Annotated in this window: 23 protein-coding genes and 2 pseudogenes; 20 read left to right on the top strand and 5 right to left on the bottom strand. The window is 53.3% G+C overall.

The window, feature by feature from the left end; genetic code table 11:
* The first annotated feature begins 48 nt into the window (after positions 1 to 48).
* The 8 genes from purD (at position 49) to U9M73_RS21485 (ending at position 7,175) form a co-directional block, all read left to right on the top strand.
* Entirely contained in the window at positions 49 to 1,320 is a 1,272-nt protein-coding gene (gene purD, locus U9M73_RS21520; RefSeq protein WP_323079220.1) for a phosphoribosylamine--glycine ligase, read from the top strand.
* A gap of 106 nt (positions 1,321 to 1,426) precedes the next feature.
* Positions 1,427 to 1,648, top strand: coding sequence for a hypothetical protein (locus tag U9M73_RS21515; RefSeq protein ID WP_036644875.1), 222 nt, complete (start codon positions 1,427 to 1,429; stop codon positions 1,646 to 1,648).
* A gap of 154 nt (positions 1,649 to 1,802) precedes the next feature.
* Positions 1,803 to 3,065: a threonine ammonia-lyase IlvA gene (ilvA, locus tag U9M73_RS21510; RefSeq protein WP_009224532.1), complete on the top strand. Its 1,263-nt coding sequence runs from the start codon at positions 1,803 to 1,805 to the stop codon at positions 3,063 to 3,065.
* Positions 3,066 to 3,507: 442 nt separating this feature from the next.
* Positions 3,508 to 4,524: an ABC transporter ATP-binding protein gene (locus U9M73_RS21505; RefSeq protein WP_323079218.1), complete on the top strand. Its 1,017-nt coding sequence runs from the start codon at positions 3,508 to 3,510 to the stop codon at positions 4,522 to 4,524.
* Entirely contained in the window at positions 4,517 to 5,281 is a 765-nt protein-coding gene (locus U9M73_RS21500) for a DUF2705 family protein (RefSeq protein WP_323079217.1), read from the top strand. Before U9M73_RS21505 ends, U9M73_RS21500 begins: the two co-directional genes overlap by 8 nt.
* Positions 5,282 to 5,329: 48 nt before the next feature.
* A complete protein-coding gene (locus tag U9M73_RS21495) occupies positions 5,330 to 5,704 on the top strand; it encodes a GntR family transcriptional regulator (protein WP_009224535.1) in 375 nt (124 codons plus the stop codon).
* Between the two features lie 16 nt (positions 5,705 to 5,720).
* Positions 5,721 to 6,416 carry an ABC transporter ATP-binding protein gene (locus U9M73_RS21490; protein ID WP_260070672.1) on the top strand — a complete coding sequence of 232 codons (696 nt, stop codon included), beginning with the start codon at positions 5,721 to 5,723 and terminating at the stop codon, positions 6,414 to 6,416.
* Positions 6,417 to 7,175, top strand: coding sequence for a hypothetical protein (locus U9M73_RS21485; RefSeq protein ID WP_323079216.1), 759 nt, complete (start codon positions 6,417 to 6,419; stop codon positions 7,173 to 7,175).
* Positions 7,176 to 7,253: 78 nt separating this feature from the next.
* Here the strand turns inward: U9M73_RS21485 and U9M73_RS21480 are convergent, their stop codons facing one another.
* A complete protein-coding gene (locus tag U9M73_RS21480) occupies positions 7,254 to 8,003 on the bottom strand; it encodes a DUF1129 family protein (RefSeq protein WP_260070670.1) in 750 nt (249 codons plus the stop codon).
* 263 nt (positions 8,004 to 8,266) lie between these two features.
* Here U9M73_RS21480 and U9M73_RS21475 point away from each other — a divergent pair, with 263 nt between their 5' ends.
* From U9M73_RS21475 to U9M73_RS21465, 3 genes are all read left to right on the top strand, one after another.
* Positions 8,267 to 8,488: a hypothetical protein gene (locus U9M73_RS21475; RefSeq protein WP_036644877.1), complete on the top strand. Its 222-nt coding sequence runs from the start codon at positions 8,267 to 8,269 to the stop codon at positions 8,486 to 8,488.
* A gap of 136 nt (positions 8,489 to 8,624) precedes the next feature.
* Positions 8,625 to 9,449: an alpha/beta hydrolase gene (locus U9M73_RS21470; RefSeq protein WP_009224540.1), complete on the top strand. Its 825-nt coding sequence runs from the start codon at positions 8,625 to 8,627 to the stop codon at positions 9,447 to 9,449.
* Between the two features lie 112 nt (positions 9,450 to 9,561).
* Positions 9,562 to 10,350 carry a DODA-type extradiol aromatic ring-opening family dioxygenase gene (locus U9M73_RS21465; RefSeq protein WP_009224541.1) on the top strand — a complete coding sequence of 263 codons (789 nt, stop codon included), beginning with the start codon at positions 9,562 to 9,564 and terminating at the stop codon, positions 10,348 to 10,350.
* Between the two features lie 105 nt (positions 10,351 to 10,455).
* Here the strand turns inward: U9M73_RS21465 and U9M73_RS21460 are convergent, their stop codons facing one another.
* Positions 10,456 to 10,938, bottom strand: a complete 483-nt coding sequence (locus tag U9M73_RS21460; protein WP_323079215.1) for a DoxX family protein — start codon at positions 10,936 to 10,938, stop codon at positions 10,456 to 10,458.
* A 222-nt stretch (positions 10,939 to 11,160) separates the two neighbouring features.
* Between U9M73_RS21460 and U9M73_RS21455 the strand changes: the two genes are divergently transcribed.
* The 4 genes from U9M73_RS21455 to corA all read left to right on the top strand — a co-directional run bounded on the left by U9M73_RS21455 (position 11,161) and on the right by corA (position 15,139).
* Entirely contained in the window at positions 11,161 to 12,237 is a 1,077-nt protein-coding gene (locus U9M73_RS21455) for a DUF3048 domain-containing protein (RefSeq protein WP_323079214.1), read from the top strand.
* 197 nt (positions 12,238 to 12,434) lie between these two features.
* A complete protein-coding gene (locus tag U9M73_RS21450; RefSeq protein ID WP_085279799.1) occupies positions 12,435 to 13,049 on the top strand; it encodes a DUF47 domain-containing protein in 615 nt (204 codons plus the stop codon).
* Positions 13,050 to 13,132: 83 nt separating this feature from the next.
* Positions 13,133 to 14,122 carry an inorganic phosphate transporter gene (locus U9M73_RS21445; protein ID WP_009224545.1) on the top strand — a complete coding sequence of 330 codons (990 nt, stop codon included), beginning with the start codon at positions 13,133 to 13,135 and terminating at the stop codon, positions 14,120 to 14,122.
* Between the two features lie 57 nt (positions 14,123 to 14,179).
* Positions 14,180 to 15,139 carry a magnesium/cobalt transporter CorA gene (corA, locus tag U9M73_RS21440; RefSeq protein WP_260070666.1) on the top strand — a complete coding sequence of 320 codons (960 nt, stop codon included), beginning with the start codon at positions 14,180 to 14,182 and terminating at the stop codon, positions 15,137 to 15,139.
* Positions 15,140 to 15,177: 38 nt separating this feature from the next.
* Here the strand turns inward: corA and U9M73_RS21435 are convergent, their stop codons facing one another.
* Positions 15,178 to 15,699 (bottom strand): hypothetical protein, encoded by a 522-nt coding sequence (locus U9M73_RS21435; RefSeq protein WP_260070665.1) that lies wholly within the window; start codon positions 15,697 to 15,699, stop codon positions 15,178 to 15,180.
* Between the two features lie 348 nt (positions 15,700 to 16,047).
* Here U9M73_RS21435 and U9M73_RS21430 point away from each other — a divergent pair, with 348 nt between their 5' ends.
* The 4 genes from U9M73_RS21430 (at position 16,048) to rlmD (ending at position 20,625) form a co-directional block, all read left to right on the top strand.
* A complete protein-coding gene (locus tag U9M73_RS21430) occupies positions 16,048 to 16,338 on the top strand; it encodes a YerC/YecD family TrpR-related protein (RefSeq protein WP_009224548.1) in 291 nt (96 codons plus the stop codon).
* A 67-nt stretch (positions 16,339 to 16,405) separates the two neighbouring features.
* Positions 16,406 to 17,194, top strand: a complete 789-nt coding sequence (locus U9M73_RS21425) for a sirohydrochlorin chelatase (protein ID WP_260070664.1) — start codon at positions 16,406 to 16,408, stop codon at positions 17,192 to 17,194.
* Positions 17,195 to 17,222: 28 nt separating this feature from the next.
* Positions 17,223 to 18,104, top strand: a complete 882-nt coding sequence (locus U9M73_RS21420) for a diacylglycerol kinase (RefSeq protein ID WP_260070663.1) — start codon at positions 17,223 to 17,225, stop codon at positions 18,102 to 18,104.
* Between the two features lie 1,009 nt (positions 18,105 to 19,113).
* On the top strand, positions 19,114 to 20,625 hold the full coding sequence (gene rlmD, locus U9M73_RS21415; RefSeq protein WP_407673991.1) for a 23S rRNA (uracil(1939)-C(5))-methyltransferase RlmD: 1,512 nt from the start codon (positions 19,114 to 19,116) through the stop codon (positions 20,623 to 20,625).
* Here the strand turns inward: rlmD and U9M73_RS21410 are convergent.
* Positions 20,538 to 21,074: a hypothetical protein gene (locus U9M73_RS21410; RefSeq protein ID WP_323079209.1), complete on the bottom strand. Its 537-nt coding sequence runs from the start codon at positions 21,072 to 21,074 to the stop codon at positions 20,538 to 20,540. The two genes, rlmD and U9M73_RS21410, sit on opposite strands and share 88 nt — an antisense overlap.
* Positions 21,075 to 21,092: 18 nt before the next feature.
* Positions 21,093 to 21,140, bottom strand: a pseudogene (locus U9M73_RS22255) (hypothetical protein); the annotation flags it as partial.
* Positions 21,141 to 21,146: 6 nt separating this feature from the next.
* Between U9M73_RS22255 and U9M73_RS21405 the strand changes: the two are divergent.
* Positions 21,147 to 21,287: pseudogene (locus U9M73_RS21405) on the top strand (aspartate-semialdehyde dehydrogenase); the annotation flags it as partial.
* Between the last annotated feature and the right edge of the window lie 409 nt (positions 21,288 to 21,696).

Genomic DNA, 21,696 nt, shown 5'->3' with positions numbered 1-21,696 from the left:
AGTTATTTCATTTAGTTAACTAACTATTCAGAAGCGAGGGAGGAGACTATGGATATTTTGGTGATTGGCGCCGGAGGGCGTGAGCACGCGATCTGCTGGAGCCTGGCGAAAAGCCCGAAGGCCGATAAGATTTATTGCGCTCCGGGGAACGCGGGGATCGGACAAATCGCCGAGCTGGTGCCGATTCAGGTGAACGAATTCGATAAGCTGGCGGCTTTTGCGGAGGAGAAGCGTGTGGGCCTGGTCGTCGTAGGTCCGGACGATCCGCTCGCAGACGGCATCGTGGATGTATTCGAAGCCAAGAACATCCCGGTATTTGGTCCGCGTAAGAATGCTGCGCATATCGAGGGCAGCAAGACGTTTATGAAGGATCTATTGAAAAAATACAACATTCCGACCGCCGCATACGAAAAGTTCGACAAGTACGAGCAGGCGCTTAAGTATCTCCAAAGCCGTCCGGTGCCAATCGTGATTAAAGCGGACGGGCTTGCCGCAGGCAAAGGTGTAACGGTCGCCTTCACTCGCGAAGAGGCGGAAACAGCTCTAAAGAACATCATGGTTGACAAAGTGTTTGGCGAATCCGGCAGCCAGGTCGTGATCGAGGAGTTTCTTGAAGGACAGGAAATGTCGATCCTGTCGTTTGTCGACGGGGAAACCGTCCGTCCTATGGTTGCGGCGCAAGACCACAAGCAGGTGTATGACGGTGACAAAGGCCCGAACACCGGCGGCATGGGAACCTACTCCCCGTTGCCGCATATCGCGGATTCGATTATCGAAGAGGCTATCGAAACGATCATCAAACCAACCGCGAAGGCCATGGTTGCGGAAGGCCGGCCGTTCCGCGGCGTGCTGTTTGCGGGGTTGATGATTACGCCGGACGGCAAACCGAAGACAATCGAATTTAACGCCCGTTTTGGCGATCCGGAAACCCAGGTTGTTCTGCCGCGTTTGAAGAGTGATCTGCTGGAGATTTTCTTGGCAGCGGTAAATGGGACGTTGGATCAAGTAGATATCGAGTGGAGCGAGGAAGCGGCGGTTTGCGTTGTGCTGGCCTCCGGCGGTTATCCGGCTTTCTATCCGAAGGGCCTGCCGATCCGCGGGCTGGAGGAAGCGCAGGCTGCAGGGGCGTTGGTGTTCCATGCCGGCACGTCGAAGAACGAAGCAGGCGAGTGGGTCACGAACGGCGGGCGTGTGCTTGGCGTGGTTGGCCTGGGACAATCGATTGCCGAAGCCCGGGACAAAGCCTATGAGGCAGCGAACCTCATTACGTTCGAGGGCAAGCATCAACGGTCGGATATTGCCGCGAAGGCGCTCGTCTAGTGAGATGATCCGTCAAGGATAATCCGCTGCCCTTTCGAGCATGTTAAGGGATATTGGGGATTTTCTTCTGAGTCCCTGTAATACTCGAATGGGAGGCGGCATCATCATGAGCGACAAAATGAAGGAAATGCTACCGGTCTCGCGCGAAGAAGTGGAAGTCGACGGCGTTTACCGGGATGAGCTGGGACGGGAAGTCTATTTGCAAAAAGGCGAGGAGTTCCCTTCCGACCCCGTGTACGGCACGATGGAATGGGAGCTGACCGAGCTGTCCCAAGAGACGAACTCGAAAGGTCATACCGATGACCGTCTAATACCAAAGAAACGTTAAGCTATAGGTTCGAACGTAAACGCCCTTCCGAGCCGGGAGCATTTGCCCGTACGGAGGGGCGTTTCCCTGACTGTACAAAATAACTTGAACCGGAGGCGGTTTCAGGTGTACCTTTATTAGAATGAGAGAACTCAGTTAAAGCGAGGAGAAATAGATGAATCAGGCGGAACGACAAACGGTAGGCATGGAAGACATCGTCAAAGCGCATCACGTGCTGAAGGAAGTGGTCATCCGAACTCCGTTGCAGCTCGACGCAACGTTATCGGCTAGATATGAATGCAATGTGTATTTAAAAAGGGAGGATCTGCAGGTCGTGCGCTCCTTCAAGATCCGTGGGGCGTACAACATGATTCGCAGCCTGCAGCCCGAAGATCTGAAGCGCGGAATCGTGTGCGCGAGCGCCGGCAACCATGCGCAGGGCGTAGCGTTCTCCTGCAATGCGCTAGGCATTCAAGGGAAAATCTATATGCCCAGCACGACACCGAACCAGAAAATCAAGCAGGTCAAAAGATTTGGCGGCGAGCATGTGGAGGTCGTTCTGATCGGTGACACCTACGATGATGCTTATGCGGAGGCGATGAAAGCCTGCCAGGAAGGCGGGATGACGTTCATTCACCCGTTTGACGATCCGAAGATTGTTGCCGGGAACGGGACGATCGGCATGGAGATTATGGAAAGCCTGACTACACCGGCGGATTACGTCTTCGTCACCATCGGCGGCGGCGGGTTGGTGTCGGGCATCGGGACTTACTTGAAGACGGTAAGCCCTGATACGAAGATCATCGGCGTTGAACCGTCCGGTGCGGCGTCCATGACGGAAGCGTTAAGGCAGAAGCAGGTTGTCACGCTGGAATCGATCGATAAATTTGTGGACGGCGCGGCGGTGAAGCGGGTTGGCGATTTGAATTACGAAATTTGCGCCAACCTCCTGGACGACATCGTTCAGGTTCCGGAAGGCAAGGCATGTACGACGATTTTGGAGCTCTACAACGATAGTGCCATCGTTGTAGAACCAGCAGGGGCGTTGCCAGTCTCGGCACTCGATATGTACCGTGACCAAATCCGCGGGAAGACGGTGGTCTGTGTCATCAGCGGCGGTAACAACGACATCGACCGGATGCAGGAAATGAAGGAACGGTCACTGATCTATGAAGGGCTGAAGCACTATTTCTTGATTAATTTCCCGCAGCGGGCCGGAGCGCTTCGCGAATTCTTGGAAGAGGTGCTGGGGCCAAACGACGACATCACGCGGTTCGAGTACACGAAGAAGCACAACAAAGAGAACGGCCCGGCCTTGGTTGGCATCGAGCTGAGCGACAAAGCGGATTACGAACCATTGATCGGGCGCATGTCCGCGAAAGGCATCGTATATACCGAGCTGAATCGGGATTTGAATTTGTTTAATTTGCTGATATAAGCTGGAAGCGAAAAAATTTAGAGGCGAGCAGCCCTCTTCGACTTTGGTCGGGGAGGGCTTTTTGGTATGCATGGAGGTCTGGATCGGGAACGTGACTGTAACGGAACGTACGGACCTTATTCGTAGGTCACAAGGCCCTCATCCATTTCTAACGGAACCCAGGAGCGCTATTTGAACGGGAAGCCGCTGGATTGGCCGCTTTTTCCCAAAATAAGGTCTCCCTGTTCCGTTAGCTCGGGAAATGCCGCGGGAAATGACAAATAACGTCTCTACGTTCCGTTAGTGTTGACAATATCAATGACCCAGTGTACTATTTAACTATAACACTAATACAACGACTCGAAACCATGGAATCGAAACGTAGCACAATCAAGAACTCGCATTCAGGTACATGGCATTCCAGTATCACATTTCAGAGCATCGATCAAAAGGAGTGAATAAAGTGAACGTGCAGCATCAGTCTATTGAAAATGTCGCCCCGGGCTTTGGAGCGGATGCGGCGAAATTGCAGGGACAAGAGCAGGGACAAGAGCCGGTCGTCTTGTCGGTACAACAGGTGACGAAGGCGATTGGCAGCAAACGGATTGTTGATAAGCTGTCTTTCGAAATTCGACGGGGAGAAATTGTGGGTCTGCTCGGACCTAACGGTGCAGGGAAGACGACCACGATTCGGATGATCGTGGGTCTGATCGGAATGACGGAGGGCGATGTCCAGATCAAAGGATTTAGTATCCGGAATCATTTCACCCAAGCGATCGCCCACGTTGGCGCGATTATTGAGAATCCGGAGTTTTACCCGTACATGACCGGATATGACAATCTGAAGCAGTACGCGCGAATGAGCGAAGGGATTACGGAGGAGCGGATTCAGGAGGTCACCCGGCTGGTAGGCTTGGAGAAGGCGATGAAAAAACGTGTAAAAGCGTACTCGCTAGGCATGCGTCAGCGCCTGGGCATCGCGCAGGCTTTATTGCATCGGCCGTCGATTCTGATTCTCGATGAGCCGACCAACGGGCTGGATCCGGCCGGGATTCGGGAAATGCGCGACTATCTGAAGCGCGTTGCGGTCGAGGAAGGGATTGCTGTGCTGGTCTCCAGCCATTTGCTGGCCGAAATGGAGCTGATGTGCAGCCGCGTGGTCGTCATTCAGGAAGGGAAGTTCGTGACCGAACGCGCCCTAGGTGAGGCGGCAGAGAAAACCGAGGAACGGGTGAACGTGACGTTCCGGGTCAGCGATGCCGAAGCGGCGAAAGCCCGACTCATCCGGATGGAAGAAATCCGCCTGCTGGGGATGTCTCCGGAACGGGGCGAAGTGACGGTCGCCGTACGCGACAGCTATATCCCACGCGTCGTTGGCGCGCTGGGCAGCGAAGGGATCGCCATCTACCGGATCGAAGAAGTTAAGCAATCGTTGGAAGACGAATTCTTGAAATGGACGGGAGGAAACCAAATTGCGTAAATTTACACCGCTTGTTGTGAACGAATGGCTTAAGATGTCCAAGAAGGACAGCTTTATCGTCCCTTATACGCTGATCGCCGCGTCGATTGCCGGGATGCTGTACATGATGCACACTTTCTCGCAGCAGTCGGTAGGGTTCCTGGATTTTGCGTTAATGGCCATGTCCCGAAACGGCTTAGGTCAAATGATGACCTTGCTGGTCATTATTTGTACCGCAGGGATTGTGGCGAAGGAGCACAGTCTGGGGACGATCAAGCTGCTGCTGATCCGCTCGCAAAGTCGCAGCCGTATCTTGGCCTCTAAATACGTGGCTGTGCTGCTGTTCACGATGTCTCTCTTCGTCTTTTCACTGGCGATTGCCCTGTTGGGCGGCGGGCTGATCTACGGATTCGGATCTGCCAGCGTGCAGGGAATCGGCTGGAGCGAAGTTCTAACCAGCGCCTTGTATCAGTTCATTTATACCGTTGTTTACGTTACGATCACTTTTCTAGTAAGCATTCTGACTCGTTCGACAGGAGCGACAATTGGGATCGGCATGTTCATTGTTGTGCTGGAGGAACTGGTGGTGGCCTTGCTTTCGAGATACGCCTTCGCCAAGTATCTCATCTTCGCCAACGCCGATTTAACGGTATACCTAAACGGGAATCCGCCGATGCCGGGCATGACGTTAACCTTCTCCTCCGTGGTGATCGCCGCCTATTTGATCTTGTTTCTTGCAGTAAGCTTTGTTACGTTTAAAAAACGGGATGTTGCTTGACCGGTAGAATCACTAACGGCGGCACACGGCGGAAAGGAGCCAAGGAACGTGAGCATCGAATTCGATAATAATCTGCCGATCTATCTACAAATTATGAATTATTTAAAAAGGGAAATCGTCACTGGCCGATTGAAGGCCGGCGACAAAATTCCGTCGGTACGCGAGCTTGCGGCCGAGCTGCAAATTAATCCGAATACCGTGCAGCGGACTTTTCAGGAATTGGAGCGTGAAGCCATCGTGGAAACGAAACGCGGACTCGGAAGATACGTGACAAGCGAGGAAACGAAAATTATGACCATCAAAAAAGAAATGGCCGGTGAGCTGCTGGATCGTTTTATCGGAGGCATGCAGGAGCTGGGCTTTAGCAACGAGGATATTGCGGCGCTTGTCGCCGACGCCATAAAGACGGATGAGCGACGCTAAAGGAGGGCAACCATCAATGAAACCGCTACTGGAAGTACAAGGCCTATCAAAATCGTACGGCAGCAAAAAGGCATTGCATGGCGTGTCCTTCAGCGTCGGCAAAGGAAAGATCGTTGGCCTGCTAGGCACGAATGGCAGCGGCAAAAGCACACTGATGAAAATCGCCGCCGGCCTGATTCATCCTTCCGGAGGCAAGGTGTCGGTGGACGGAACGCCGGTGGGACTAACGACGAGATCGTTGGTTTCCTTCATGCCCGATCGTCCATTAACGGAGTCGTGGATGAAGGTGCGGGATGCAATTGGATTTTACCGCGATTTCTACCCAGATTTCGATGAGGAGAAGGCCGGCACGATGCTGGACTTTATGAATCTGAATGAGAAGGACAAAATCAGCTCCCTGTCGAAGGGCATGAACGAACGGCTTCAACTGACGTTAACGTTATCGAGAAATGCCAAGCTGTATCTGCTTGACGAGCCGATCGGCGGGGTGGACCCGGTGGCCCGGACCAAAATTTTGGATGCGATCGTGGAATTTTACAACGAAGAGAGCAGCCTCGTCATCTCTACCCATCTGGTTTCGGATATTGAGCGGATTTTCGATGAGGTAATCTTTATCCGCAGCGGCGAGGTTGTCATGCAGGAGGAAGTGGAGAACCTGCGGATTCGCTATGGCAAGAGCGTCGATGACATGTTCAGAGAGGTGTTCGCGTAAATGAGAAAGCTGCTGAAGTACGATATCAAACAAAATGCCAATACCGTGCTGGGGCTGGCTGCGATCCTGGTCATCGTGCAAGGACTGCTGTCGATCACAGGCAACCTTCGCCATTGGGATGCGGAGACGATCTTTGGCTTAACCACCGTTCTTTATTTTACCGCTGCTATCATTATGGTCGTGCAGTCCTGCAAAACGTTTGCCTACAACATCAAGGCGTATCATCGTCGTTTGCTCCCGCTGCATCCGGTATGGACGATCCTGTCTTGCCTGGTATTCAGTTGGCTCGTGGCGCTGATCATCGCGGTGATTGTCGTGGTTCATGCTGCGATCTATTTTCGGATTGCCCAGGTACCGATCAACATTATTCAAATTGAGACGAACGGGCTCCAAAACACTCTGTTCGTCATCCTGACCATCATTTGGGTGTATACGCTGCTGGTGCTAACGGTCTTTATGGCGATCACGATTGGCGCCAGCGTCAGCATCCGGGGCAAAGCCGGGACGTGGGTCGGCATCATTTCCTTTTTTGTCATTCAGAACGGGTTGTCTTGGGTGGAAAGCCTGATCTTTCGAGATACGAATAGTACCTTTGCGAACTTCGGAATCATTCATATCGGGATGGCCGAGGAGAACGGTGCAGTGGCGAGTGAATCGGTGAATCTGCTTCCGCTTGGGCCGTTCTTGCTTGAAGTGGTCGTAGCGGCTTTGATGTTTTACGCGATAACGTATTTGCTGAAGAAACGGATCGAGATTTGATCTCCTTATGTAAAAATAAACCGCAAAAGCCGCATCCTCTTGATCGTTTGGGGGATGCGGCTTCTGTGGTTTTTCTGCTTAATTCTTCGAGCGGCGACCAAAAAAGAAAATTTGCCCAGCCAGTCCCACGGCAAACAAGATCAGGCTGTCCCAAGGCGAAACGGTAAATGCCGGCATAATTCGGTTTAATACGGTGCCAACAATGATCAACACGGCGGCAACGGCGATGTAAGTGCCGAACGCACGAAGATTAAAGCCGCGCGGTCCTGAGTTGGACTGCATTCCTGGTTTTGCTCCTGGTCCTGCCGGTCTTCCACCTCCGGCGGCCTTCTGGCCTTCGACGGCTTTGGAGCTATTGCCGAGGAAGCGAGTGACCAGCTCAATCAGCACGATAGACAGTACGGCGATGATCAACAGCGAGGAGGTGCTGATCTGTGTATATTCGAGCTCCCCGCCAAACCATTTGCTGAAGAAACCGGTGATCATATAAATAAAGAAGACCCAGGTCAAAGCTACCCAGGGGATCATCGTATAATATTTGATTTTGTCCTTCAGCGTCCGGGGCTTCCGTGCCTTTACGTCCTCCGCCAGCTCCGCACAATAAGCCTTCGGATCGGGGCCGAAGCGTTCTGCCGCCGAGATGCCTTTGGCTTGATTTTTGATGATTTGCCGGGCGATGTCCAGCAGGAGTTCTTCCCCTTTGGCTTCACTAAGCGAGCTGGAGCCGGAACGGAAGTACAAGACCATTTCCCCGAAATATGCTTCGTTCTCCGGCGTCATTTGTTGTCGTAGCCGTTTCGTTTCGCCGATCATTTCGTGGATGTACATGGTTGTATCTCTCCTCCCAGTTTCTTCCGTAGTATACTTCATAGTTTGTCCCATTCGCAAGGGACCGAGGCACGGCAGAAGTGGAAGCGGAACAGAACTAATGGATCATGAACATTCCTTGAACAAGGAATAAAAAGCGTCCCTCCCTCCAAAAACTACTTTATAAGCAAAACGGCAGGCGCCGGCAATCAGGCTGAAAATCGATTTGATGGCGACAAGGCGGTCTGCACACAATCACACTAAAGTTGCGGGAGGCAGAGACAGTGGGAAAATATGAATCGGAGCTGACCCGGAGGTATTTGCTGAACAGCAACTCTCGGGGAAGCCTGGAAGAAGTCGTAACCAATGAGAGCGATGAGGAAAGCGGCATGTTGTGCGGGGATGACGAGGCGTGTGACGAAGGTGATCTGGGGAATCATCGGTTTATGAAAGAGTGGGAGGGCCGGGTTACCACCCATGCGTACTTCCGCCAGTCCTATGAATAAGTGAGTTTCTTGCGATCTGCGCGATCCGATTGACACCCCGGCTCGGGTAATGCTAAGATAAGTTCAAACAAAATCATATTAAACTTATCGGATTTAAAGTATATATCATTGCCGGAATACGGGGAGGAGACGGGTTATGGAAAGACAGATTGTGATCAATCATGGAGAAGAACAGCTTGCGGCCAGCATACATTACCCGGCCGAGAACAAACAAGGGGGGCGCTGCCAACGCGCTCCCTTGGTCGTCATCTGCCACGGATTTGTAGGCAGCCGTATCGGCGTTGACCGTCTATTCGTCAAGACTGCAAGGGAGCTTGCAGCAGACGGCTTCCTCGTGCTTCGCTTCGACTATCTCGGATGCGGCGAGAGCAGCGGTTCTTACGGTGACCATGGCGTAGAGTCGATGATCGCCCAGACCCGTTCGGTGCTGGATTATGGCCTGAGCGCGTTTGACGTTGACCCGACGCGGGTATCGCTGCTTGGACACAGCCTTGGCAGTTTGATTGCCCTCCTAACCGCCATCCGTGACCGACGCGTAAAGAACCTTGTCTTATGGTCGGCGGTTGGCTACCCGTTCAGCGATATTGTCAAAATCACCGGACGCGATCTATATGACCGGGCGGTAAAGCAAGGGAGCGCTGACTATTTGGGCTACGGACTGACGCCGAAATTTTTTGATTCGCTGGGCGAATATCAACCGTTCCAGGAAGCCGTTAAATTTTCCGGTGACGTACTGGTTGTTCATGGAACCTCAGACGATATTATTCCGGCGGACTATGCTTTCTTATATCAGAAGGTGTTCTGGATGCGTCCAGAGGGGCGCTGCGATAAGGAGATTATTTTCCAAGGCAGTCACACGTTCTCGTCCGGTGACCATCAGCAACAGGTCATCCGGAAGACTAAGGAATGGCTCGGAGGGTTGGAAGCCCTGCAGACCGAGTGGCAGCATTGGATGATTTAAGGACATGAGTAGGAGGCACCGTCAAACCCAGACGTACAAAAACTGGTAAAATCCTTCGGGGATGGATACAATGAAGGTGTAACCATTTTTTTGGCGTAGGGAGGTTTGGGAGATGTCTCAGCCTGCATTGTTTATTGCACACGGATCGCCTACATTAGCGATTGAGAAGAACGCATATACGGATTTTCTTCACCGCTTGGGTCAAGAAATTCTGGAACCGCCCGATGCCATTGTGATCTTCTCGGCGCACTGGGATGCTCCGGATCAATGGGTCTCGACGGATACGAAGCATATGACGATGCACGATTTCTACGGCTTCCCGGAAGAGATGTACGCGATCGAGTATCCGGCGCCGGGCAGTCCCGAGCTTAGTGAAGAAATCGAAGCGATTTTCCGAGCGCACAATCTGCCTTACAAAACTTCGACAGGCAGAGGTCTGGACCATGGAGCCTGGGTTGTGCTGCGGCTGATGTTTCCGTCTGCCGATATCCCTGTCGTAGCCTTGTCTGTGGACGCCAAACGCGAGCCTGAAGAGCAGTATGCCATCGGCAAAATGCTTACGGAGCTGCGGCAGCGGAACGTCCTTGTGATCGGCAGCGGCGGACTTGTTCATAATCTTCGCCTGCTCGATTGGGAAGGACGAGAGCCGGCTGCGTGGGCCGTGGAATTCGACGATTGGATCGGAGAGCAGCTGGAGAACTGGGACTTGCGGCAGCTCTTTGATTATGACCGCAAAGCACCGCATGTCCGGATGGCGATTCCTTCGTACGGACGGGAGCATTTTGTTCCGCTCTTCTACGCCATGGGGGCGGCAGACGATGAACGCCATGCTGTGAAATTGTTTCAGGATTATCAATACGGCAGCCTTAGCTTAAACTGCTGGAAGTTCGGCGGTCGTTGACCGGGCGGTGATCCCGGTACACAACGACCGATCCATATAAATAAGCGCAGAACCTCAAGAATTGGGAATTGGGGTTCTGCGCTTTTTTTCTCGGGATGGGACTGGTTAACGCCGCCGTCCGTAGTTGTTGCGGAAGTAAGGCTGGATGAAGTAGTCCAATCCGATCCGCCCGGCGTTCGTGCCGGCGACAACGATAAAGATTTGGAGCAGCAGCAACTGCGGGTTCGTGCTTACGGTCCCTGAGAACAAGAAGGCAAAGTTCATGACCATGCCAAAGAAGGCAGCCAGCCAAGTGAAGCCGCCCAGGATCAGGCCCAGACCGACAAGTACCTCGCCGTAAGGGACAAGGATATTAAACAAACCGACGTTGGGCACGGCAAAATGCTCGAGGAAGGAAGCCCACCAGCTTTGCACAGCGGGGTGTTCGCCGCCGGTCTTCGCCAAAGCGCCCGTCAGAAATCCAGCGGCATTAAACCCGCCGGTTACTTTGCTCCAACCGGAGGTTAGCCACTCGTAACCTACATATAGTCTGAACAGCAAGAGCAGCCAAGAGGCAACGATGCTCTCCCTTAACCATTTTACGATCATCTCTTCATCTCCTTATACATGGATGCGGCGACAAGGTTCGTTTGATCCCGTGGATAATCTCTCCTCTCCTGTAGTATTCATATGAAGAACTGTATTTTAAACACCCAATTCAGAATTAGAATGAAATATGGGGTTCGCTGAGAGGTTTGCTTTTGTTCCGGCTTCCCCCGAAAGAGGAATTCAACGTATAATGTAAAAAACTTAAGAATTTTGACGGAGGACATGCCTTTGAAATCATTGAAGTTAAGTTGGCTGCTGCTCTTATTCTTGCTTATCGTTATGCTCTCCGCTTGCGGGAAGGTCGAGGAGACGGCCACGCCTGCGGATAACATCGCTCCGCCGCAACAGACGGAGACCCCGGAGGACACTGCTGAGCCCGAACCGGCGGCGCCTGCCTATACGGCTCCGTTGACGGGATTGCCGCTCGAGGAGCCGCTGACCCGCAGACCGCTTGCCATTATGATTAACAATGCGCCGGCAGCCCGCCCGCAATCGGGGTTAATCGATGCCGATGTTGTATACGAGGTGTTGGCGGAAGGCGGAGTCACGCGGCTTGTATCCATCTTCCACAGTCAAGCGGACAATGCCAAGATCGGCCCGATTCGCAGCATTCGCCCGTACATGATCGATTTGGGCGAGAGCTACCACGGGGTGTTGGTGCATGCCGGGGCGAGCAACGAAGCGTTTGCGATCCTGCAAAGACAGCATAAAGAGGATCTGGACGAGATCACAAACGCCGGCGCTTATTTCTGGCGGGACAAGTCCCGGAAGGCTCCGCACAATTTGTATTCCAACGTAGAGAAGCTGCTGGAAGGCGCCGCGAAGCGCGGGTATACCACGGAGGATACGGCGGTGCCGGGGTATCTTTTTTATAAGGAAAATGAACATTCGGATTCCCTGGAGACCGCAAATCACGTGGAGATTAAGTTTCAACTGGACAGCTACCGGGTGGGTTACGAATATGATGCGGCGTCCGGGCTTTACAAGCGGTTCATCAATGGTGAGCCTCACACCGATCTGGAGACTGGCGATCCATTAACCGCTGCGAATGTCGTCGTTATGGGGGCAGACCACCGGGTGCTGGACGATGTCGGCCGTCTGGAAGTAGGACTGGAGCTGGGCGGTGAAGCGATATTGTTCCAGCAAGGCAAAGTCATTCAGGCCAACTGGATCCGCAAGGAAGGCGATATTATCCGGTTCATTAAGGATAACGCGGAGATCCCTATGGTGCCGGGCCAAACCTTTATTCATGTCGTCCCCAATACGCCGGATTTCGCCAGTCATGTAAAGGCAGAGTAAAGGAGAAGAAAGGCAGATTTTGTATTTCCAGGGCGATTAAAGGATAACTCTGGGAGAATAAGGGGAAATATAAGCGCATGAAGGTGAAATGTTTGCGACAATATTTCCTATCTGTGATGCAGTTGTGATAAGATATTCAAGGTTGTGTAAAAACATCAACCACAAGAACTACCTTATGGAGAGAAAAGGGGATACTGATGCGACTGAAGAAGAAAGATATCTTTTTCCAGACGTTAGAGGATATGGCAGATACGATCGTGCATTCGGCGGACTATTTCGCCCAGCAGGTCGCGGACTTCAAGGACGTTGAAGCCTTCGCCAAGAAGATGAAGGAGTTCGAATCCCAATGTGATGGTTACACCCATAAAATCATCGTGGAATTGAACAAAACGTTTATTACGCCCATCGAGCGTGACGACATTATGCATCTGATTACCGCCCTCGACGATGTGATCGACGGTTTGGAAGCTACGACTTCCCGTTTTTTTATGTACAATTTGAACGGGCCGGACGAATATATCGCTCGCTTTGCCGAAATTTTACGCAACTCGGCCTATGAGATCCAAAAGGCGATTCATTTGCTGTCCCAGAAAAAATTGCTCGCAATCCGCGAATACACGATTCGTCTTAACGACCTGGAGAATCAAGGCGATGAACTGCTGCGGATTTGCATCAAGGAGCTGTTCATGAAGGTGACCGATCCGATCGAACTGATCAAGAAGAAAGAGATCTATGAGCGGCTGGAGACGACAACCGATGCTGCCGAGAAGGTTGCCAACATGCTGGAATCCATCATCATGCGTAATTCTTAAGAAACTTCACTATATATTTGATTTTCGGGAGGTTGGAATTGCGCGGATTTATATAGAGAGATAGCCATCTGTGCAAAAATGCTATGGATACGAGTTTAATGATTATGCTTATCGTTATCATACTGGCGTTGGCGTTCGACTTCATTAACGGGTTTCATGATACAGCCAATGCGATTGCGACCTCGGTATCAACACGCGCGATGAAGCCGCGTACTGCGATCATGATGGCAGCGGTCATGAACTTCTTAGGTGCTATCATGTTTACGGGCGTCGCGAAAACAATTGGGGGTAGTGTCGCCGATCCGGCGAAGCTGGATAACGGTCTGGAAGTGCTGGTCGCCACGCTGTTGTCGGCAATTATCTGGAACCTCATTACTTGGTGGTTTGGCATTCCGTCGTCTTCTTCCCATGCACTGATTGGTTCCCTGGCCGGGGCGGTGTACATGGGGGCTGGACCGGACAAGCTGAACTGGGGCGGATTTACGACGATTGTAGAGGGATTGGTGTTCTCCCCAATCATCGCTTTTGTGATTGGTTACATCGTCATGACCATCTTGAGATGGATCTTTGCCCGGCGTAGTCCGCATACCGTCAACAAAGGCTTCCGGTCGTTGCAAATCGTGACTGCAGCGATCCAAAGCTTCACGCACGGCACCAATGATGCCCAGAAAGCGATGGGGATTATTACGTTCGCCTTGGTGACGGCAGACTTCCAAGATCATATGGAAGTGCCGCTGTGGGTTAAACTGGCCGCAGCGACGGCGATGGCGCTCGGGACATCGGTTGGCGGTTATAAAATTATCAAGACGATGGGTACGAAGATCTTCAAAATCGAGCCGATCAACGGTTTCGCCGCGGATCTTTCCGCTGCATCGGTTATTTTCGGGGCCACGTTGTTTCATTTGCCCGTCAGCACGACGCATGCCATCACCTCGTCCATCCTCGGCGTAGGCGCAGCCAAACGTTTCTCCGCCGTACGTTGGTCGATGGCCGGGCGGATCGTCATTGCCTGGGTAATTACGATTCCGATCGTGTTTGTGATGGCCGGGCTGATCTATAAATTGTTGTTCTAAGGATGAAATTCGAGTAAGCCAATCTGCTGAGGATTGGCTTTTTTTGGGAGGTTCGGCATGATCAGAACGATGGGCATGATGAGAGATCACCAGACGGTGGAGGGATTTCCGCTGGAGCAGATTCATAATCAGCAGTTCGTCTGGACCTGGGTCGATCTGGATACCCCAACACCGGAGGAGACGGAGCTGCTGTCGAGCTTCTTCCATTTCCATCCGCTGGCGATTGAGGATTGCTTGCATATTTTGCAACGGCCGAAAATGGACTATTACGACGATTTTCAATTTCTGGTGCTTCATGCGATTGATGAAAGAACGCTGGAGACGGTGGAAGTGGATCTGTTTATCGGGGACGAGTACTTAGTTTCGTTCCACCAGCGCCAGCTGGATGAATTGGATGAAGCGTGGAGCAATATGCTGAAGCGGGCCCATGAGCGCAAGGTGTGGGTTCACGGGCCGTATTCGGCGGCTTACATGGTGATCGACAGCCTGGTGGATCATTATTTTCCTTGTGTGTATGCGATTGAAGATGATCTGAATGAGTTGGAGGGCAAAGGAAGCAGCGAATCGGTGGAGGAGTTGATGAACCAGGTGTTTGACCTGCGCAGCCGGCTGCTGAAGCTGCGGCGGACGATCGTACCGATGCGCGATCTCATGTACCGCATCTTGAACTCACAGCATGTCCAAGGCGATAAAGAGCCGCGCGCTTATTACGCGGATATTTACGACCATCTGCTTAAGTTGTCGGAGATGATCGAGGCTGACCGGGAAATGACCGCCGATTTGCGCGACTCTTATATTTCGCTGAATTCCAATCGGATGAACGGGATCATGAAGACGCTGACGGTTATCACCACCGTCTTTATGCCGCTGACGCTAATCGCTGGCATTTATGGAATGAACTTCGTGAACATGCCCGAATTGAATTGGGAATACGGGTATTTTGCGGTGATCGGACTAATGGCGGCGCTGGGCGGTTGGATGATCCTTTGGTTCAGGCAGCGCGGTTGGTTTAAGTGAGCACCGGAGAGCTCGGTAAAAGTAAAGCCGCCGCCGGATTAACGGCGGCGTTTTCCCGATTTGACCGACTTGCCGGATTTGCCGGTCGATGAGCGTTTTCCGCTGCGGCCGGAGCCGGTGCGGCTGCCGCTTTTCTTGCGATTGGTTTTGCGGCGGCGCGGGCGGTAATCGTCCATTCGGCCGACACTGCTGCCCGCCCTGCCTTTGCCGCCGGGCAAGAGCGAGGTGAGCAGCTTCGCCATCGGGGCGAATTGCTGTACGGTTTGCATCACCTTCTGCACCTGGCCCATCGTCGCCAAGATGCCGTCGATCCCGCCCATGCGGTCGACGATGCCTTTTAGGTCGCTTAAGCTGGGCAGCGACAGGCCGCCGGCCTTTGGCGTGGTTGTGACAACCGGGGTGGGAGTCGGCGCCTGGGTCGGTGTGGGTGTCGGCGGAGAATAGGGAACCAGTGAGGAAGCCACCGCTTTAATTTCGTACGGATTCACCCCCGGGTAATTATGGGTGTACGGATGGAACGGGGGCACCGGACCTTGGCGGGAATCATAGTTATGAGGCATGGGTATCACTTTCCTTTTCGGATATTTTGCCCGGGCAGGCTGACCGTAAGGCCCGTTTCCTTCTTGTCCGCCCTCCCGAGACAAGACCTAGGAGCGAATTGACATACGCCGAATGGGACACGCGCGGATGGTCTGATCGGCGTGATGATCCCTGGCTAGGCGTTTGTATTACTATACTGTATGTGCCCGCCCTGCCTTGCGTATGGACGAATGTCCCGGTTCTGGTGGGCGTTCGCGGAATTTGGGCGTTCTTTCTGTGATGCGTGAAATCGTTAATGCTTGAAAAGGAGTACGCCCCTCGGGTACAATGGGGGTGTGGTTACAGTAACGGTAGGGGATGATAATTCAGTGCAGCTGAAGAAATTAAATGACAAAACGATTGATCAATTATTTGAAGCCATCTTAACGTTAAAGAACATCGAGGAATGTTACATCTTTTTTGATGACCTGTGCACCGTTAACGAAATTCAGTCTTTGTCGCAACGGCTGGAAGTCGCCCGAATGTTGGGCAAAGGCAACACATACAACCAGATTGAAGCAGAAACCGGAGCCAGCACGGCGACAATATCCCGGGTGAAGCGCTGCCTAAATTACGGTAACGACGGCTACAAAATGGCGCTGGACCGTTTAGGTCGCTAAGCGTATGACAGACGAAATGAAGGCAAGGTCGATGAGGTTGCCGGAAGATGGCCGGGAGGTGCTCCAAATGGGGGACTCCAAGAAACCGGGTGTGCTTGTCATCAGCCACGGCTCCCCAGATGAGCATTGGGTAGCCCTCGTGGAAGCGGCGGTGGCGGAAGCGGCGGACGATTTGCCCGCCGGGCTTCCGCTCGCCTGTGCTTTCCTCGAAACGGTGGAAGGCCGCCTGATCCAGGACGGCATCGATCAGCTGGAAGCCCAGGGAGTGACGGACATCATCGTCATTCCCTTGTTCGTGTCCTCGGGAAGTACTCATATCGACGAAATCGCCTATGCCCTTGGGGTCAAAGATACACCGGAGAAGGAAACTGACCTGGAACGTTTTCGGGTTTCCGCTCGGGTGTTTTTTGGCGATCCCATCGATGATGGTCCGCTGGTCGCCGAGATGGTGTGGGACAAAGTGAAGGGGCTGTCGGTGCGGCCGGAGCGTGAGGTGCTGCTTCTCGTCGGGCACGGCAGCAGCCACCCCGGGTTCTTGCAACGGTGGGAACGCGGGATCGCCTCGCTGGCGGCGCAGTGCGCGGAGCTTGCCGGACTTGCGGGCGGGGCCGATTACGCGCTCCTGAATCCGGACAGCGTATCTGCCAAAGTACGTTATTGGTCAGAGCAGCGGGGGATGGACGTCATTGTGGCTCCTCTTTTCCTGAGCGCCGGATATTTTACCAAAGTCACGATTCCTGAGCGGTTGAATGGGCTGGCTCATCGCTATTCGGGAGAGGCGTTGCTGCCCCACCCTTTGATGGCTCGCTGGATGTCGCAACAAATATTGAATATAATGGGATCAGTGATATGTTGACATTTTGAGTTCAGGTGGCGTTTGGAAAATGAAAAGAGCTAGGTTGATTTATAATCCAACCTCGGGAAGAGAAGAGATGCGCCGCCTTCTGCCGGACGTGCTGGAGCGTCTGGACCAGGGCGGCATCGAGACGTCGTGTCATGCGACGACCGGGGAAGGCGATGCGACGCGCGAGGCGGCTTTGGCGGTCGAACGCGGATACGACATCATTATTGCGGCCGGCGGCGACGGGACGCTGAATGAGGTTGTGAACGGCATGGCCGGGAAGAGTGATTTGCCCCCGCTGGGGGTGTTCCCGCTCGGTACGACGAACGATTTTGCCCGTGCGATGGGAATCCCTCGGCGTTGGGAGGATTATTGCGACCTGGTCATTGAGAATAAAACAAGACCCATCGATATCGGCAAGGTGAACGGCCGGCATTTCATCAATATCGCCGGCGGCGGCAAGTTAACCGAGCTGACGTATGAGGTGCCAAGCCGGCTCAAGACGCTGATCGGGCAGCTGGCCTACTACATGAAGGGTATCGAGAAAATGGCCAGTCTGTCGCCCACCAAGCTGATTATCGATGCGGAAGGGCACGAGGTCATGGAAGGCGAGTTCATGCTATTCCTGATCGCCAACAGCAACTCGGTTGGCGGCTTCGAGAAGCTGGCGCCGGACGCACGGATCGACGACGGGCTGCTCGATGTGATCGCGCTCAAGAAGTGCAACCTGGCGGAATTTATCCGCCTGGTCACGATGGCGCTGCGCGGCGATCATTTAGGCGACTCGCACGTCGTCCACTTCAAGACGCGGCGCATGGAAGTCACTTCGCCCGGCCGCGTGCTGCTCAATCTCGACGGCGAGCTGGGCGGCGAATTGCCAGGCGTATTCGAGGTTTTGCCGCAGCATTTGCAGATTTTTGCTTGAGGGTAAATGAGGTGGATGGTGCTAGGGCGGACGGATGGAGATTGCGGTTGATTTAGGCGTGATTGAGATAGGTGCAGCTGTGTTCGTCAGATTACGGCGTTGTAGCTGAATCAGAGCGGATGCAATCGATCTAGATCGAGGCACCTTGAGTACGGAATTTTGGATGTCCGTCCTTGAGTGATGGATGCAAGAGAGCAAAGCAGAGGATAGCCTGAGGCACACCATCAGGAAGCCTAGGTTGCGAGGATCCCCCGCCGGGTTGGCGGGGGATTTGGCTTGGTTGGGGCAGGTGTGGTGTGGCGGTGGTTAGAAACGTATGGTTTTCGAAATGTATGGTGTTCGTTCGGAATGTATGGTGTTGGAAGGTATGGGATTCGAAGCGAATTAAGTGGAAATTCTACCGTTATTTTTTAAGTAACTGCGGTTTTGCGAGAATTAGCTGGAAAAAGTACAGTTAATTTCGCGAGTTTAGCTGAAAACGGGGAAAATGGGCCAAATTAGCTGTAGGATTTCCAGTTAATTTTGCGAAATTGGGCCAAACGGGGTAAATTAGATGGAGGATTTACCGTTAGTTGTTTTATCGATGGGCTGGATTAGATGCATTGACGTCGAATGGACGTTCTTCCCTTAATGGCGAGGATTTAGATTATAGGATTAAAGTATATAGAAAGTATTGGACTAAAGTATATAGATAGTATTGGACTAAAGTATATAGTTTGAACTGTGTTAGATAAAGCCATGTTGGAGTAACCGGTTCAGTTGAACATAGAAGGAGAAAGTGATGAAGAAACAACGGAGTAACAATCGACGTCCTGGCGGGGGACGGACAGGTGGAGCCCGAGGACAAGGACAAAAAATAGCCGGCGGTGCGAAAGGCAACCCTGGCGGGCGAGGGGAAGCTTCCGGGAGCCTTCCATCTCGGGAGCGTGCGGCTGTGGCTGCGGCTGCGGAACGACCTGCCAGCGCGCGGCCTGCAGCGCGTGCCGGGAGCAGCGTGCATGAAGCCGCGATGGCCGGCCTTCCCGTCGTGAAGAATGATGAGGTCGTGATCGACATCATCGGGATGAACCACGACGGGGAAGGCGTGGGCCGGGTGGAGGGCTACACGCTGTTTGCAGCTGGCGCCTTGCCGGGCGAGAAAGCCCGGGTCAAGGTGCTCAAGACGAAGAAGCAGTATGGCTATGCCAAGCTGCTTGACGTGGTTGAGGCGAGTCCGGACAGGGTGGCTGCGCCCTGTCCGATCTACGACAAGTGCGGCGGCTGCCAGCTGCAGCACTTGAGCTATGACGCGCAGCTCGCGTGGAAGCGTCAGCACGTCGTCGACGTGCTGGAGCGCATCGGCAAGCTGCGCGTGGCAGGGGGCGCGCCGGGAGCGGGCGCGTCAGCGGGCGGCAGCGGCGCAGCAGGCGCTGCCGCAGGGACGGCGGCGGCCGCGGGCCAAGCGGCCGCAGATGCCGCCCGCGCCGCGGAGCACGCGGCGGGCGGCGACCATGCCGTCGTCGTGCGACCGACGATCGGCATGGCTGCGCCTTGGCGCTACCGCAACAAGGCGCAGGTGCCCGTCGGCGTCATCGACGGCGCACTGGTCGGCGGCTTCTACGCCCGCGGCAGCCATCGCATCATCGACATGGAGACGTGCCTCATCCAGCACGAGAGCAACGATGATGTGATCAGCCGCGTCAAAGCGATCGGCCGCCGCCTGGGCATCACCGCCTACGACGAAGAGACAGGCCAAGGCCTGCTTCGCCACGTCGTCGTAAAGGTTGGCTTTCGCACCGGCGAAATGATGCTGGTGCTGGTCACAAACGGCGATCGGATCCCCCGTGAAGACGAATGGATTGCGGCGATCCGCGAAGAGCTTCCGGCTGTGGTAAGCATCTGCCAGAACGTCAACACACGGCAGACGAACGTCATCTTCGGCGACGTAACTCGCGTCCTGTGGGGCCGCGAAGTGATCTATGACTATATCGGGGACGTGAAGTTTGCGATCTCGGCGCGTTCTTTTTACCAAGTAAACCCAATCCAGACGGAAGTTCTCTATGGCAAAACGGTCGAATACGCCGGTCTGACCGGTCAAGAGACGGTCATTGACGCCTACTGCGGCATCGGCACGATCTCGTTGTTCCTGGCGCAACACGCGAAGCGGGTGTACGGCGTGGAGATTGTCAAAGAGGCGATCGAAGACGCTCGCGTCAACGCCAAGCTGAACGGAATGAACCATGTCACTTTTGAAGTCGGTGCCTCCGAAGACGTCATCCCAGCCTGGAAAGAGCAGGGGATCGAAGCCGACGTCATCGTCGTTGACCCGCCCCGCAAAGGCTGCGACCCGCACCTGCTCGACACGATTATCAAAATGAAGCCCGAGCGTGTGGTTTACGTATCGTGCAACCCCGCAACTCTGGCTCGCGACCTGCGCATCCTTGAGGACGGCGGCTACCGGACCGTGGAGGTAACGCCGGTGGATATGTTCCCGCATACGGTGCATGTGGAGTGCTGTGCGTTGATAGAACGAAGCAAATAAGAAGCAGATGGGTGTGAGAATCTGTAGAAGATTCTCGGTGACCCGTCTGCTTTTATTTCAATGCGGTGAATCAGCCAATGAAGGCTTTCTGGTGTTAAATCGTTGAATGCAAGAAACCTTTGCAGCGATTCCTTGAATTCTTGAATCATTTTCAAATCGTCGCCTTTCCGCAAGGCTTCTTCGATTTGTTGCGTCAGAGTTTGGATTTCTTCGTTCACTCGCAACATGTATTCATCATATTCGCTTTTGGACATTTCACCGTCAAAATGCTTGTCATGGGCCATTTTTTTGCGTTTTTTCAGTTTTTCGAGCTGGTTTTCGATGGATTTGAGCTGTTTTCCCTGAAGTTTTCGTTGTTTTTCCATGTTTTCTTCCAACTTTTCCATGACACTTTCGCTGCTCAAATGGGTAGCCATCGCCCGAATATCCGCTAAAATGGCCTCTTTCAACTCTTCTTCCCGAACCAGATGATCCGTGCAGAACTGGGTGCCGTAACGGTTGTAGCTGCCGCACATATATCCACGATAGGGCGGCTACGCGAGGATTCGATTTACGACTACAAATTCGTCGGACTGTCGCATAACACGCTGCGCGGAGCTGCGGGCGGCGCCGTCCTGATCGCCGAATTGCTCAAAGCGGAAGGCTACATTCAGCCGAAATAAGCCGGTAGCGGATGGCAGATGGCGGGCGGATAAACAGCATTTTCATCCGATTGGGGGAGAATGAGGGAAGACAGGCGCCCGCTTAATTCCATAGTAAAATCGCTAGCTTCTCATAGGAATTTTGGGGAACTGGCCAAGAACAAAGAACGACTTCGGGTCTGTATTAGAAGCGCGGTTTTTGCGTCCATCTTCTCTATACAGGCAGGATAATCGATGTAATGCTTCCAGCTATAGCCATCCGTTACGTCTGGGAAAGAGTTGAAGTGGGGCATACCGTTATTTTCCTTGTCTGAAGATCAAGCTCTTTCTTGATTTTCAGGGCTATTTGGTTTCATAATGAAATTCTGACGAGATATGTATGAATATGCCTCTCATTGGGATAATGGTATTATTAATGTCATTATTGATG

Origin of the sequence: Paenibacillus phoenicis (assembly GCF_034718895.1) — a bacterium.
In the GTDB taxonomy this organism is placed as follows: domain Bacteria; phylum Bacillota; class Bacilli; order Paenibacillales; family Paenibacillaceae; genus Fontibacillus; species Fontibacillus phoenicis.
The sequence above is the reverse complement of the archived record's forward strand: the minus strand, read 5'-3'. Positions and strand labels throughout refer to the sequence as shown.